This window comes from Burkholderia sp. F1 (assembly GCF_050813845.1).
Classification (GTDB): domain Bacteria; phylum Pseudomonadota; class Gammaproteobacteria; order Burkholderiales; family Burkholderiaceae; genus Burkholderia; species Burkholderia ubonensis.
In genome coordinates this window covers 2,623,771-2,637,738 of record NZ_CP172422.1, presented here as the reverse complement: position 1 = coordinate 2,637,738, position 13,968 = coordinate 2,623,771, and the positions used below count along the sequence as shown (strand labels likewise).

13 protein-coding genes and 1 pseudogene are annotated in these 13,968 nt (G+C 59.6%); 3 read left to right on the top strand and 11 right to left on the bottom strand.

Annotation, left to right across the window (positions count from 1 at the left end):
- Positions 1–134: 134 nt before the first annotated feature.
- From ACFIMZ_RS30295 to ACFIMZ_RS30285, 3 genes are all read right to left on the bottom strand, one after another.
- The gene (locus ACFIMZ_RS30295) at positions 135–959 is read right to left on the bottom strand and encodes a BPSS1780 family membrane protein (RefSeq protein ID WP_431823129.1); all 825 of its coding nucleotides are present in this window, start codon (positions 957–959) and stop codon (positions 135–137) included.
- On the bottom strand, positions 950–1,948 hold the full coding sequence (locus ACFIMZ_RS30290; RefSeq protein ID WP_431823128.1) for a homoserine kinase: 999 nt from the start codon (positions 1,946–1,948) through the stop codon (positions 950–952). Before ACFIMZ_RS30290 ends, ACFIMZ_RS30295 begins: the two co-directional genes overlap by 10 nt.
- 113 nt (positions 1,949–2,061) lie before the next feature.
- Positions 2,062–2,457, bottom strand: coding sequence for a hypothetical protein (locus ACFIMZ_RS30285; protein ID WP_042587369.1), 396 nt, complete (start codon positions 2,455–2,457; stop codon positions 2,062–2,064).
- Between the two features lie 130 nt (positions 2,458–2,587).
- On the opposite strand from ACFIMZ_RS30285, the gene ACFIMZ_RS30280 reads away from it, so the two are divergent.
- The gene (locus ACFIMZ_RS30280) at positions 2,588–4,114 is read left to right on the top strand and encodes an AMP nucleosidase (protein ID WP_431823127.1); all 1,527 of its coding nucleotides are present in this window, start codon (positions 2,588–2,590) and stop codon (positions 4,112–4,114) included.
- Between the two features lie 70 nt (positions 4,115–4,184).
- On the opposite strand, the gene ACFIMZ_RS30275 is transcribed toward ACFIMZ_RS30280, so the two are convergent.
- The gene (locus ACFIMZ_RS30275) at positions 4,185–5,102 is read right to left on the bottom strand and encodes a tyrosine-type recombinase/integrase (protein WP_431823126.1); all 918 of its coding nucleotides are present in this window, start codon (positions 5,100–5,102) and stop codon (positions 4,185–4,187) included.
- A gap of 40 nt (positions 5,103–5,142) precedes the next feature.
- Between ACFIMZ_RS30275 and ACFIMZ_RS30270 the strand changes: the two are divergent.
- Positions 5,143–5,904 (top strand): annotated as a pseudogene (locus ACFIMZ_RS30270) (phage portal protein); the annotation flags it as partial.
- Between the two features lie 27 nt (positions 5,905–5,931).
- Here the strand turns inward: ACFIMZ_RS30270 and ACFIMZ_RS30265 are convergent.
- Positions 5,932–6,615 carry an SOS response-associated peptidase family protein gene (locus ACFIMZ_RS30265; RefSeq protein WP_431823125.1) on the bottom strand — a complete coding sequence of 228 codons (684 nt, stop codon included), beginning with the start codon at positions 6,613–6,615 and terminating at the stop codon, positions 5,932–5,934.
- 93 nt (positions 6,616–6,708) lie between these two features.
- Between ACFIMZ_RS30265 and ACFIMZ_RS30260 the strand changes: the two genes are divergently transcribed.
- Positions 6,709–6,996 carry a hypothetical protein gene (locus ACFIMZ_RS30260; protein WP_431823124.1) on the top strand — a complete coding sequence of 96 codons (288 nt, stop codon included), beginning with the start codon at positions 6,709–6,711 and terminating at the stop codon, positions 6,994–6,996.
- An 832-nt stretch (positions 6,997–7,828) separates the two neighbouring features.
- Here the strand turns inward: ACFIMZ_RS30260 and ACFIMZ_RS30255 are convergent.
- From ACFIMZ_RS30255 to ACFIMZ_RS30230, 6 genes are all read right to left on the bottom strand, one after another.
- Positions 7,829–8,275, bottom strand: a complete 447-nt coding sequence (locus tag ACFIMZ_RS30255) for a hypothetical protein (RefSeq protein ID WP_431823123.1) — start codon at positions 8,273–8,275, stop codon at positions 7,829–7,831.
- Positions 8,272–9,009 (bottom strand): TIGR04255 family protein, encoded by a 738-nt coding sequence (locus tag ACFIMZ_RS30250; RefSeq protein ID WP_431823122.1) that lies wholly within the window; start codon positions 9,007–9,009, stop codon positions 8,272–8,274. Before ACFIMZ_RS30250 ends, ACFIMZ_RS30255 begins: the two co-directional genes overlap by 4 nt.
- A gap of 573 nt (positions 9,010–9,582) precedes the next feature.
- Entirely contained in the window at positions 9,583–10,659 is a 1,077-nt protein-coding gene (locus ACFIMZ_RS30245; protein ID WP_431823121.1) for a hypothetical protein, read from the bottom strand.
- A complete protein-coding gene (locus ACFIMZ_RS30240) occupies positions 10,659–11,801 on the bottom strand; it encodes a hypothetical protein (protein WP_431823120.1) in 1,143 nt (380 codons plus the stop codon). The genes ACFIMZ_RS30245 and ACFIMZ_RS30240 overlap by 1 nt, the downstream gene beginning before the upstream one ends.
- A 735-nt stretch (positions 11,802–12,536) precedes the next feature.
- Positions 12,537–12,833, bottom strand: a complete 297-nt coding sequence (locus ACFIMZ_RS30235; protein ID WP_431823119.1) for a hypothetical protein — start codon at positions 12,831–12,833, stop codon at positions 12,537–12,539.
- A gap of 381 nt (positions 12,834–13,214) precedes the next feature.
- Positions 13,215–13,967 carry a TIGR00730 family Rossman fold protein gene (locus ACFIMZ_RS30230; RefSeq protein ID WP_010089133.1) on the bottom strand — a complete coding sequence of 251 codons (753 nt, stop codon included), beginning with the start codon at positions 13,965–13,967 and terminating at the stop codon, positions 13,215–13,217.
- Position 13,968: the final 1 nt, after the last annotated feature.

Genomic DNA, 13,968 nt, shown 5'->3' with positions numbered 1-13,968 from the left:
GCAAAAGATTTGTATGCAAATGATTTTGCGCGCAAATGATTCGCTTGAACAGGGGCGCGAAGCCGGGGCCGGCTGTCCGTCCCCGAACCTGGAGACGGGCAACCGGCGACGGGCGCGCCGGCCAAGGGGGGCGGTCAGCGGCCCGACGACGGCGTGGCCGGTGCGTTCGGCTCCTGCACGCCGAAGCAGCCTCGATAAGTCGCGTAGAACGAGCAATAGACCATCGCGCCGATGATGGCCATCAACACCGGCATCATGAGCTTGAGCGTATCGATGCCGGCGCCGACCGCCTGCAATACCAGCGACAGGACGAGCGACGTGCCGAGCATGACGCCGAACCACACCAGGCCGTAGACGGCGAACGCGCCCCGGTTGCGCCAGCAGCTGACGATGCTGAAGAACAACGCCTTCGCGGGCGGGATATCGTGCCATGCGGTGAGCACGGGCGCGAACCAGAACAGCATCGAGACGGGCACGTAGAGCAGCGTCGCGACCAGCAGCGAGCTGAGCGTGCCCGGCGGTACTGCGAGCGCGTCCGGGCTCGTGTTCGTGCTTGCGTCGCTCGTCGCGCTGACCATCGCACTCAACATCGCGCCGCTGTCCGCCATCGACGCTGCCGCGACCACGAGCGCCATTGCCACGACATAGATCGCGCCGAGCACGAGCAGCCGCCGGGTCGCGACGGCGCCGTACGAATGGAAGCCGTCGACGAGAATCGTCGGCAGCACGTGCTTGCCGGCCACGGTGTCGCGGCACGCGGCCATGAAGCCGACCGCAAGGCCGGGAATGAGCAGCGGCGGCAGCACCGCGCCGATCACGGGCACCCTCGATACGAGCGCAATGGCCAGCATGTACGTCACGAACAGCGTGATGAACGCCAGCGGGTTCCGGCGGAACAGCCAGATGCCTTGACGGAACCAGACGTAGCCGGTCTTCGCGGGGACTTCGATCAGTTGCATGCGGGTTGGGTCTCGGGAAGCGCGGGCATATGGGCGATACGCTCGCGCAGGATGCGTTCGAAATGGCCGGGATCGTGCGGCTTCAGCATCTCGGCCGCACGGGGCAGGTAGAAGTCATACAGGCGCGATACCCAGAAGCGGTACGCGCCGGCGCGCAGCATGTCGCCCCAGTGGCGGCGCTCCTCGGCCGTGAACGGCCGCACCGTCTGGTACGCGCGCAGCAGCGCGTCGGCGCGCGCGTGGTCGAGCACGCCCGTCGCGAGGTCGACGCACCAGTCGTTGACGGTCACCGCGACGTCGAACAGCCACTTGTCGCAGCCGGCGAAATAGAAGTCGAAGAAGCCGCCGAGCCGCACGCTGTGGCCCGTTTCCGGCGCCGCGTGCGCGAACAGCGCGTTGTCGCGGAACAGGTCGCAGTGGCACGGCCCGCCCGGCAGCGCTGCATAGTCGGCAGACGCGAAGAAGCGCGCCTGGTGCGCGAGTTCGCCTTCCAGCAGCACGAGCTGCCCGGCGGTCACGAACGGCGCGATCGCCGGCACGTTCTCCTGCCACCACGGCAGGCTGCGCAGGTTCGGCTGCGTGCGCGGATAGTCGCGGCCCGCGAGGTGCATCCGCGCGAGCATCTGCCCGACCTCGATGCAGTGCTCGACGCCCGGCGCCAGCTCGGCCGCGCCGTCGAGCTTGGTGACGATCGCGGCCGGCTTGCCGTGCAGCTCGCCGAACAGCGCGCCGTCGTTGCGCGGGACCGGGTCCGGCACCGGCACGCCGTGGCCGGCCAGGTGGCGCATCAGGTCGAGATAGAACGGCAGTTGTTCGGCCGTGAGCTTCTCGAAGATCGTGAGGACGTATTCGCCGCGGGTCGTCGTCAGGAAGAAGTTGCTGTTCTCGATGCCGGACGGAATGCCGCGGAACGCGACGACGTCGCCCAGTGCGTAGTGGCGCATCCAGTGCGCGAGATCGGAGTCGGAAACAGCGGTGAATACAGCCATGCGAGATACGTCGAGTCAGGTTGGGCGGGCACGCGTGCCGCGTGCGTCGCGAAAAGGGGCAGCGGGGAGAGCCCGTGCGCCGCTGCCGGGGCCGGCGCGGCGCGGGCGGAGCGTCAGTAGTGCAGGTTGATCGACGGCAGGCGCGTGATCGGAATGCTCGCGTCGTGCGGCTTCGGCGACGTGTCCGGCGACGCGCTCATCTGGTAGCGGGTGCCGAAGTTCGACTTCACGTCGATCTCGACGGGCTTGCCGCGATCGCGATATTCGGTGACTTCGGTGCCGTTCTTGCTTTTTTCATGGAAGCTCGGCGTGCGGCGGACGTCGGCGAAATCGACCTTCGACGTGACTTCGGCGCCGGGCCGGTTGATCTTCCGGAGATCCGGCAGGCCGGCGGCTTCGTTGGCGTCGGCCTGGGCCTGGGCGTCGGCGCTCGGCGTGCCGCCGGCGGCGTGGGCGACGCTGGCGACGGCAAATGCGGCGGCAGCGGCGACGAGAATGAGCGGCTTCATTGTGACTCTCCCAATTAACCGTTCAATTTTAGCAAATACTGCGCGCTGTCCGGCTGCCGGCTTGCAGGGCGCGGCCGTCTGCGCGACAAGGTTCCGTGGTAATGTCGGTTGATCAGACGAGGTGATGAACATGAAGAACGATTTGAGCCGCAGACACCGGATGCTGACCCCGGAAAGCCCGCCCGTCGAAGGATTCGACGACCCGTTCGCCGCGGTCGCTCGGCTGTCCGCGATCTACGAGGCCAACGCCGGCTTCCTGCGCGACGCTTTCGCGCGCTATCGCCGCCACGAGCCGATCACCGAGCACGTGCGCGCATGCTATCCGTTCGTGCGCGTGCGCACCGAGGTCAACACGCACGTCGATTCGCGCCGCTCGTACGGCTTCGTCGCCGGCCCGGGGGTGTTCGAGACGACGGTGACCCGCCCCGATCTCTTTGCGAACTACTATCGCGAGCAATTGCGGCTGCTTGCCAAGAACCACCAGGTCAAGATCGAGGTCGGTGTGTCGTCGCAGCCGATTCCGATCCACTTCGCGTTCCCCGAAGGCATCCACCTCGAAGGCGAGCTCGACCGCGACAGCCTGCTCGCGATGCGCGACGTGTTCGACACGCCCGACCTGTCGTATCTCGACGACCGCATCGTCAACGGCACGTTCGAGCCGGCGCCGGGCGAGCCCCATCCGCTCGCGCTGTTCACGGCCGCGCGGGTCGACTTCTCGCTGCACCGGCTGCGCCACTACACCGCGACGTCGCCGACGCACTTCCAGAACTACGTGCTCTACACGAACTACCAGTTCTACATCGACGAGTTCGTGAAGCTCGGCCGCATGATGATGACGGAAAGCGACGATCCCGAGGTGCGCGCGTACCGCAGCCAGTACAGCGCGTTCGTCGAGCCGGGCGATGTCATCACGTACAACGAGAACCTCGGCAGCGAGCCGTCGGAAGGCGCGGCGCCGCCGCGTCTGCCGCAGATGCCCGCCTACCACCTGAAGCGCGCGGACGGCAGCGGGATCACGATGGTCAACATCGGCGTCGGTCCGTCGAACGCGAAGACGATCACCGACCACATCGCGGTGCTGCGTCCGCATGCATGGGTGATGCTCGGCCACTGCGCGGGCCTGCGCAACACGCAGCGCCTCGGCGACTACGTGCTCGCGCACGGCTATGTGCGCGAGGATCACGTGCTGGACGCCGACCTGCCGCTGTGGGTGCCGATTCCGGCGCTCGCCGAAGTGCAGCTTGCGCTCGAACGCGGGGTCGCGGACGTCACGCGGCTCGACGGCGCGGAACTGAAGCGCGTGATGCGGACCGGCACGGTCGCGAGCGTCGACAACCGCAACTGGGAACTGCGCGATCACCGCGAGCCGGTGCAGCGGCTGTCGCAAAGCCGCGCGATCGCGCTCGACATGGAAAGCGCGACGATCGCGGCGAACGGCTTCCGCTTCCGCGTGCCGTACGGCACGCTGCTGTGCGTGTCCGACAAGCCGCTGCACGGCGAGCTGAAGCTGCCGGGGATGGCCGATCAGTTCTATCGCGCGCAGGTCGACCAGCATCTGCAGATCGGCGTGAAGGCGATGGAGATCCTGCGGACCAACGGGCTCGACAAGCTGCACAGTCGGAAGCTTCGGAGCTTCGCGGAAGTGGCGTTCCAGTAACGAACCCTTGCTGCATAAGGCTCCCCGGGAAATCCGGGGAGCCTATCTTGTCTAACATGAACGTCGGTGTCTAACTTGCGCGCTTCAATGGGACTGGCCGGACGCGTTCCACTTCGCGCGATTTCGTGTAGTGCGCCGTCATACTTTCGGTCGTGTGGCCGGCCAGTGATTGAGCTGCGGCTGCCCCCTGCCGGCGCTTCAGATCGGTTAGCGCTTTCGCCCGCAGATCGTGGAAATGCATGCCGATCAGGTACTTCGGGTCCGGTGTGCTTCCCTTCTCTTCGCAGTTTTTCTCATACGCCGATCGTGCGCGCTGGCAAGCCCGTTTCCATCCCGAGTACGCGCCGATGTAGGTGAAGCGGCCGCCGGCATGCGTGCAGATCACTGGCCCGATGGACGTGATCTTGCCGCCCCGGGCACGATCCAGCGTTTCTCGTAGGTCGAGCGTCATCTCAATCAGCAGGCGCACGCCGCTGCTGTTGACTGTCTTGCTTGGATGAAACGAGATCCCCTCATCGGACACGTTCTGCCAGTTGAGCGCGAGAAGGTCGCCGATACGCTGAGCAGTCTGGTACGCCAGGTCGATCAGGCAGAGGATCGACCTGGCGGACGATGTCTTGTAGCCGGCGCTGGCGACGACGGCCGCCCGCACAGCGTCCAGCTCGTCGTCCGTGATGTAGCGGTCTCGCTTCTTTTCCCTGGCTGCGCCGATCTCGCGCGCGGGATTGCGATCACGAAGCCCGCGCCGAATAGCATGCATGAAGATCAGTGACAGTAGGGCCTTGTGCATGTTGCTGCTGCTGCTGGGTTTGTCGAGGAAGTGCTTATCCAGAAATCGAGCGACGTCCGCCGGCCTGACGTCCTCGATGAGCCACTGGGGGCCGAACTCTTTCCGGATGAGGCCGAGCATCTTGGCGTAGGCGGACCGAGTCTTCGGCGCGTACGCTGGTAGCTTTTTCCGCACCCAGTCATCGATCAGGGCGGGCATTGTGTTCTCGAGAGCGGCCATCCCGTCGGTTGCACGCGTGTACCCGCTTCTGCCGTGCGCGGAATTCAGCCGGTTCGTGCTCGAGTACCTGGTGTTCGCGAACAGATGCCTTGAGCAACGCACGAACCGGCTCGGCGCGCCGATGAAATTGAGGGCGTCGCTTGCGAAGTACACGCGGGTGGGCGTCGAGCCGGATCAGTTCTGGTCCGTGACGAACGTGCGGGAGCCGCACGAGTTTCAGCGCGGCACGGTCTATCACCTGCACGAGCCCGATCTGAACCAGGAAATCTACGGGCTGCCGGAATATATGTCGGCGCTCAACTCGATCTGGTTGAACGAGAGTGCGACGCTGTTCCGCCAGCGCTACTACAAGAACGGAAGTCACGCGGATTTCATCCTGTACATGACGGACGCGGCCGAGCGCCAGGAGGACGTCGACAATCTGCGCGCGGCGCTGAAAAACGCGAAGGTGCCGGGCAACTTCCGGAACCTGTTCATGTACGCGCCGAAGGGAAAGAAGGACGACATCCAGCTCCTGCCGATCGGCGAGGTCGCGGCGAAGGACGAATTCTGGAACATCAAGAAAGTAACGGTCGAGGATCAGCTCGCAGCGCATCGCGTGCCGCCGCAGCTCATGGGCATCATCCCGTCGAACGCCGGCGGTTTCGGCGACGTGCACAAGGCGGCGGAGGTGTTCAACGCCCTCGAGATCGAACCTTTCAAGGCACGGCTCCGGGAGGTGAACGACTGGCTCGGCGTCGACGTTGTGCGCTTCCGGGATTACGAGCCGCCGGCAAAGTGACGCAGCGGCGCGCGCCGGCCGCGCCGCTTATTCCTTGGGAGGCACCGGCTCGGCCGCCATCTCGTCGGCCGGATAGAGCTGCAGCATCGCGCGCGCTGCTTCGACGTTCGACGTCGTGAGCCATTCCTCCCAATCGTCCGGCCGAAGGATCACGACTGATCGTTTCTCGTCACCCGGCTTGTACATGCGCGACATGACTGGGCGCCCCTCAGCGTTGACCGTGATCATCGACATCGCGTGAAGGTCGGTGCCGTCTGGATTTTTCAGCGTGCGCCATATGCCGGAGACGCACATCTGCCGCCAGCCGGCCAGTCCGATCCGGTGCCACACGTTCTTACCAGTCTCGTAGCACGGTTCGTAGATCCATCCAGCCGGGATTAGGCAGCGGCGACCGACCCGCCATGACGGGCCGTACAGCGGCGACTTACCGAGATTGTCGTCGCGAACGTTCATCGTGCTTCGCATGATCGGCAGCTTCTTTCCTTCCGCCTTCGCCTTTTCGATGTTCGCCTTTTGCAGCGCGCGCGGCCAGAAACCGAACCCGGCCACCAGCGGTTCGAATTGGCTGTCGACGTGCGCGACGATCGGCGCGAGATAGTCTTGGTAGATCTCGGGCTTCCACGGCACGCGGCGGTAGAGGTCGCGGAGGTTGTTGATCTTGAGCTCGCGCAGCTCGAATTCCTCATGCGGTGACCGGCAGTTGGTGCACATATCCGTCCCCCTTTCTCGTTGACCCGACGCCGGTAATCGCGCCATATCCGCAAAGTCTACGCGCAGCTACACTGTATAAATATGTAGGTGTTCATGATGGACGACAGCGCGACGCAGGGCCACGGCCTATTCATCCCGAAGCTCAAGAAACCGTGCTGGACGTGTGAGCACTGGAGCGGGTACATCGCCGGCAGCGACCGCACGGCGGTTTGCTTTCAGCCTGGGGCCGAGCAAGTCCGATCGACAGCGATCAACGGCTGCGCATTCTGGGTGCACGCAATCGGCCTGGACGAGCTGATGAACGAAGCGTGCGACGAGCTGGTCCGGCGATTCCAGCCGGAGTATCAGTACCCGAAACGACGGTGTCCGCTGCGCGGTTGATCTCTTGCGCTGTCCTGGCGCGAAAGGAAGGGCTGTAGGCGGGCGCCGTTGCCGCGGCCCAATCGGGTCCGCCGGGACCGCGACGGCGCCGTGATGGGCCTCCTGACGCGCGGGAAGGGGGGGCGGACCGGCCCTGATGATCGCGATCTCGACCCCGCGCGCGCAGTTGTACCCCCGCCCCACCTGCCCGCAAAAATGAGCGATTGTTATGCACGCGTGCACCGGCCGCTCCGGGCCGCCCAGCGCGGCCCGCGCGGCGATCGACAGACCGATTCTTCTATGCGCTTTTATGCACCCTGATTATGCACATGCAGGGCGAATGACCAGGCCGTCATGCTTCGCGATGTCGGCTATACGCGTCACCTGTCTTCAATGAACGGTCGCATTTCCATCAGCGATGGGCGGAGCAATTGTGCACGTGCCAACGGCGGCAGCGAGGTTCACAGCAATCACCTTCTGCTTCTCTTTGTCCGCTGGCCACTGAATCACAACCGCGTGCTCGTCGAATCCGTCTCGCGGTGCGGTGTGGCACGCCAACTCGTTGTCAACGACGTTTTGAACGTCGAAGTCAATTCGGGCACGCAGGGTCCTATCGATGCGACAAGTCCGGCCCAAGTGCCAAACGCGTTCGTTATCGCAAGCATCCATTCGACAAACAGAAGTCTCCCATCTGTCTTCGTACGGCTCTGGCATGAAGGCACCCGGCTTCGGTCGATTGGTCTGTTTTCTGATTTTGTCCGAGTCGTAAATAAATCGAGAAATAGGGGAAGGAGGGGCGATTCGCACGTCGCCGGTAATTGCTGGAACAATGTCAACAGCTGCGGAATAATTTCTATTTTCTGAAGTATTTGAGCGCGCCCGCGAGTTGAGGAATGACTTGATCAGAGAAATGAAGCGTGCCAGATGTTGTGGTGTCTTTGAATTTTCCCGCATATGTAATTCTCCCCGCACCACCAACGCTTATCGACAAAATATTCTTGTCGTCAGCCCAATCAAACGCGATTTCACCGTCCGTGTCAATCGAGAGTTCCGGTTGCTCAACGTCAGACGGTAACGCGACAGCGAATTGATATGCCTTGCTCAACGTCTCTTCTGAGACATTGACATTTTCAGAAGCGAGAGAGAGAAGTTCATTGTGCATTGCACTGGTCTCAGACAGCGATTCTTTCACTTCGTAAATTCCTCTAGACCGCTCCCCCTCAACGCTCATGGCTTCCAATGTCGTGCCGGGAGTTCCCCCCCAAGGAAGATCATATTTGTAAAACTCGTGGGCGGTCATAGGTATCGCTCCAATGCTCTATTTTTGAGAAACCCAAAAAATGCTTTGTTTTTTGTTTCTCGTAGCCTATTTAGGGTTGAAACGGTTTGCTGCATATCCGTAATCGGCGTGGGTGCAGAATGCGCTGCGTCAATGTCGAGAAGAATGGTCACACTTTTTTGATCGGATGACATTCCTTCCAGCATTTGTGTGACGGTCGTGACGTCCGCGCTCGGCGCCGCGAACGTTACTCGATTGATAAAACTCATCACGCCTTGTGGGAGAGAATCCGGTACTTCAGGCGGATATTCTAAGAAATCGCCGAAGTCTGTTATCGGCAATGAAATTTCAATTGAGTTTATGAACCTGGTGGCGAGTCTAGAAATCCCAGTCGGCTTCATCGCCACTAGGTACTTCTGCCAAATGCCGAGCGCGTGCTCGCTCATCACCTCCCATCGCTCATACGGGGGCAGGCGGCTGAAGGTGAAGCCGCTAGTCCTAAACTGGACTATATGCTTTCCATCGTGCAGATCGATACGCTTGCCAACTCGAGTCCCAACTTGAGACTGTCTCACCCCGGTGGCTTCGACCTGCAACTCCAGCGTCGAGGTCCAGAGATCTGAAACCCTGTCGCTGGCAGAGGCAAAATCCGCAGCGAAGCTGTCGACTGCTTCGATCGCGACATCTGGAACGAATTGAACGTCGATGATCGCTTCTCGGATCGGGGCGTTGGCGAGGTGTCGAATTTCTGCCATATCTGGTGATGTGACGATTGTTATTCTCGAAACGCTGGTCGCGTCGGGCTGACCGTCACGCCGCGCGAGAACGACCTTCCCCGAGATACCCCTGTTGCCTTGGGGCGATGCGCAACATGCGGCAAGTCTTGACGGGAAAGTATAGGACAGTGTTACACAAAGCGGTGTTCAATTGTGGTGCGCTGCGGAACGGCTGGCAGAAGGGCTCCGCGTGTGCCCGCATGGACGCGTTCAGGAGGGATAGGGGGAAGGGAACGTAGCGGTCCTGGGCGGCCGCTGCGCAGTCCTTCCCCGCCTGCGGGCTCTGCTCGGCGGGGTGGTATTGATGCACTGGGCCGTTCCGATCGCTCTCCCTTGTGGCGTGGGTTTCCCAGTGTTAGGAGACGAGCCGAGATTGTGCATTTCGATGCGCGCCGATGCGTATCGATGCGCTGGTGCGCCAGTCGTCGGAATTCCCGCCTCGGTGGGCGGTTGGTGGGCGGATTCCGACTTGTTGAATCTAATCCCGTGCGAGGCGGTTGTTAGAACCGGTCTACCTTGACACCCGAAGTATCGATGAATAAAGAAGGGGTATCATGGCTTGAACGAGAACCCGAGATATTTAAAAACTGCCGTATCGAAGTGGTCATACAAGCTTTGCAAGCCAATGGCTGCATCTGGGTATTTGTCGAAAAAAATCGACATCTCACCAGCGTGAACTATGCTGCATCGTATTTGATACACGATAAATGCGCCTTGGTGTGCAGATTTTTGATTTTTTGCGCGAGAATCGCTGTCAAGCTTATCTTGGAGTGCTTCAAGAAATTTGTTGCTTGTTTTTCCTTTGTAGACGGCCTTCCGGATTGCATCAAAGTGCTCTCCAAGCCCATTTTTATCAATTAATGCGGTGAGTTGCGAAAACTCATTTTGAACGGAATCTGAAGCCTTGATCAAGGTGTCTTTTGGATTGAAGAATATACTATTTTGAATTGATTCTAGTAAATTTCTAATATAACCGTTCTCGAGAATTCGATAAAGAAGCAAGAATCGCCATTTTATCCGGGTTTCGGAGAGCGCCTCTCTGAGTATGCCGAATTCCTCAACTTTGGAATAAAACCCATCCGGGTCTAGCGTTGCGGATGTATGGGGATTGTATTCGTTGCCACTAGCCACTGGCTCGTCAACGGACGGAGAATAGGTGGATCTAATTAGCTCCTTTTTTTTGTCGTCGACTACTCCCCAGAGGAACAAAACATTGAATTCATCGCGATGGAACGGGGATTCGGAAACATCCTCGAGAAGAAATGGAAATTTCAGGTCGCCAGTGATGGCGATGTATAAGAGTAGTAATTTTCTCGCATCTGACACAAGTGCGTCAACAGAGTTTACTTTGTGCAACTCCAAAATCTGGCACGTCAGTCCGCCAGTTTTCGCGCATTTCACCTCGTGATATGACGTCTTGCTAGTAAAAAACGGGTTGATCTTCGATTGGCCAACTTCTAAATCCGGCGTCGATTCGAAATTGTCAATTAATACGTCTCGCGTTTCAGAATTTATCAGCCCGCCGAGAGGGGACTCCGGAATTAGGTCGTCAAGGCGGGTAGTAAATACATCTCGCGAAGACTCGCTCGATAATCCAAGTGCATCGAGAAAAATAGCTGAATATGACATTATTTACTCGCAAGCTGCCAGCAACGCTCCATCGGTTTTTTCCCTGCAGAGAAGAAATATTGTTCAAAAGCTTTCGAAACCATCTCTCTAGTCGCTGCACCCACATTGAATTTCTTCGAATCGATACCCCGTCGTAGACGGTCAAACAGATTAACGCCTAACGCTTCTGCGCCATGAATGCCGATTTGCTTAGAAAGCCGTTCGAGCGCTGCCAACATATCGTTTCTCAGATCGTTATCCGCTCCGAATTCGCCAACAACGGCACACAAACCTAGCATTACGGTTTCATTTCCAAAGAAGTCTAAATTATCGACGCCGAGCTTCTCGTCTACCTCGACAATCCACTTAATAATATCCTTGAAGCCGTCATCAGATCCTCTCGATGAAAGCGCACTTCCTAATGTTTCGATGGCTGATTCGGCGAGCAGTTCCTCCATGACCGCATTTGTCATATCGATATTAGCTTGTCTCTGAATCCACGCTTGGAAGGATTGAGCCAAGACCGACAAATGAAACTGCCCGGGTTGACGTCGGCGTCGTTTATCTTTGGATGTAAATATGTCGATCCCCTTAATTGAGGATAGATCGTCTCTCAATTTCAAGCTTAGTATTTCAACTTGGTGCTTGATTGACATCGGCTTCTGCCCTGCATTTAGTAGTAGCATGCGATATGCAATTGCGCCAAATGAAATGTCGACCCATATTTCAAGTCTTATTTTGTTTTCTAGAAAATCTTTTAGGTCATTGTCTGTATCGATTTCGCGCAAATCTGACTCGACTGCGCGAAGGGCGTTGGTGCGTTGGAGGCCGTCGATAATGTAGACTTCGCATTCGTTAAGTGCTTCGAGTATGTTTTTTCTAACCTCATTGGCGCCGGTCTTGTTTAGCGCCAAATTGTTCTTTATCTCATCCGTCAAAATTTCTCGGTCTAGAGCTAAAACAATAGGTGGTAGAATGCACCCTCGGTGCAAATCGGCGCGCAAGGTTCTGTATGTTTTCTTTCCTGATATTATATTTCGCTGGATTGCGAGATTGTATTCCGCGCCCTCTGTCATGCGAAGAAATTCATCATAGGAGCACCTGCAGTTTACGCAGTATGCGTCCAGTCGCGCGTCATAATCAATTGAGAAAACCTCAAACATAAAAACTCCCTGGTGCTAAATTTACAGCGAATGAAATTCACTAAAAATCGCAGTGCTATTTCATCGTGTCGACTGACTATTAAATTCCCGTGTTAGCGTCTTGGTCAGCCTGCCGTTGCCGTGACTGCGCCATCTTTCCTATCTACCTCAATACCCCGTATGCAAGGTGGCTCGCTCAATGGCGACGGTTGGTCGCCGTAGAGGTCTCGACGCTGGCGAATGGAGACGGCCTGAACGATGTAACGGGCTGGTCCGGCGACGAAACTGGTGCACTATCATCGGCCGGAAGTGGTCAATTGCACAAGGGGCGCGAGCAGACATCGGCCTACCAGTACTGCATAGGCCGGCCAACGACTCATACGAGGACAGGTCGGTTGAATTGCAGCGTTCTCGAACTGACCCAGTGAGGGGCGCGTGTCGGCGGCGTTCCGACGGCGGCGGCTGAGTGAGGTTACTTAAGGCAAAAGTCTGTCTAACTTTGTGGCAGAGTCATCGGGGAAACTGCGCAGTGACTTGGCGAAAAATAGTGCAGAGTGTTAGGCGGAATTTCGTAAGGCATTGATATTTAATAATTTTATTTCCGCAGGCTGCGGAGCTTCGCGGAAGTGGCGTTCCAGTAACGGCGCACCGGCATTCCGGCTGCGCAATGACGAAGGCCGCTCGCGAACCCTGGTTCGCGAGCGGCCTTTTTGCTGGAGCACCGGGCGCGCTCGGCGCCCGGACGTCAACGGCGACTCAGCACTCGCCCTTCTTCGCGTGTCCCGGCGGGCAATGGTAGCCGCCGTGGCCGCGATGGCGCTCGTGGTCTTCCCACTCGCGGCGTTCCCAGTAGCGGCGGCCGTCCCAGTAGCGGTCGCCGTGCCAGCCGATGATGACGGCGGGGGCCGGCGCGATCACGACGGGCGCGGGCGCCGGCGCAATGACGACCGGGGCGGGCGTGCCGATGTTCACGTCGACGTTCACGGCATGGGCGATGCCGGACATCGAGATGCCGAGACCTGCGAGGGCGGCGGCGAGCAGCGAGCGTTTCATGTTGTTTTCCCGAATAGTGTGGAGATCGCGGCGCGACGATGCGGATCGCCAGAGGCAGCGGACCTGATCCCCGTCGCAATGCGCACCGTTGGACTGCAGTGTGCCGTTGTGCGGACGGAAAAGCGAACGGGTTCTGTTACCGCAGATTGGCGGCGCGTCGCCGACGCAGGGCCGGGCGGGATGAGGTGATTTGACAATGGCGCGCTGCAATACTGCATTTGCTGTAGCGCAGCATGCGGCGAACGGCAGCCGGATTTGACGTTTTCGAGTCGACCGGCTTCACGTGGCGTTACAAAATGACGCAAATCGCACGCTGCCGGACACGGCATTCCGGCAGCGCGTGCCCGGCGAGCTCCGGTGGCGAGGCTCGGGCCGGGCGATTTACAGGTAGAACATCCGGTCTTCTTCCGGACGCGGCGGATGCGCTTCCTCGCCTTCCTCTTCGCCGCGGTCCTCGTAGAACGCGAGCACGGCGTCGAGCACCTGGTCGGGATCGTCGATCACCTGCATCAGGTTCATGTCTTCCGCATTGATGAGGCCGTTCGGGATCATCTGGTCGCGGAACCACTGCAGCAGACCCTGCCAGAACGTGCTGCCGACGAGGATGATCGGCACGAGGCGCGACTTCTTCGTCTGGATCAGCGTGAGCACTTCGGACAGCTCGTCGAGCGTGCCGAAGCCGCCCGGCATCACGATCACCGCATCGGAGTTCTTCACGAACGTGACCTTGCGCGTGAAGAAGTGGCGGAAGCGCAGCGAGATGTCCTGGTAGTGGTTGCCGGCCTGCTCATGCGGAAGCTCGATGTTGAGGCCGACCGACGGCGCCTTGCCGGCGTGCGCGCCCTTGTTCGCCGCTTCCATGATGCCGGGGCCGCCGCCGGAGATCACCGCGAAGCCGGCGTCGGACAGCTTGCGCGCGATCTGCACCGCGAGCTTGTAGTGCGGCGTATCGGGCTTGAGACGGGCGGAACCGTAGATGCTGACGGCCGGGCGGATCTCCGACAGGTACTCGGTCGCCTCGATAAACTCTGCCATAATCGTGAACATCTGCCACGATGCGCGCGCCTTCTTGGCCGTCGCGCGTTCTTGATCTGCGAGCGAACGCAGACTCGGAATCACTTTTCTCTTGTTCATA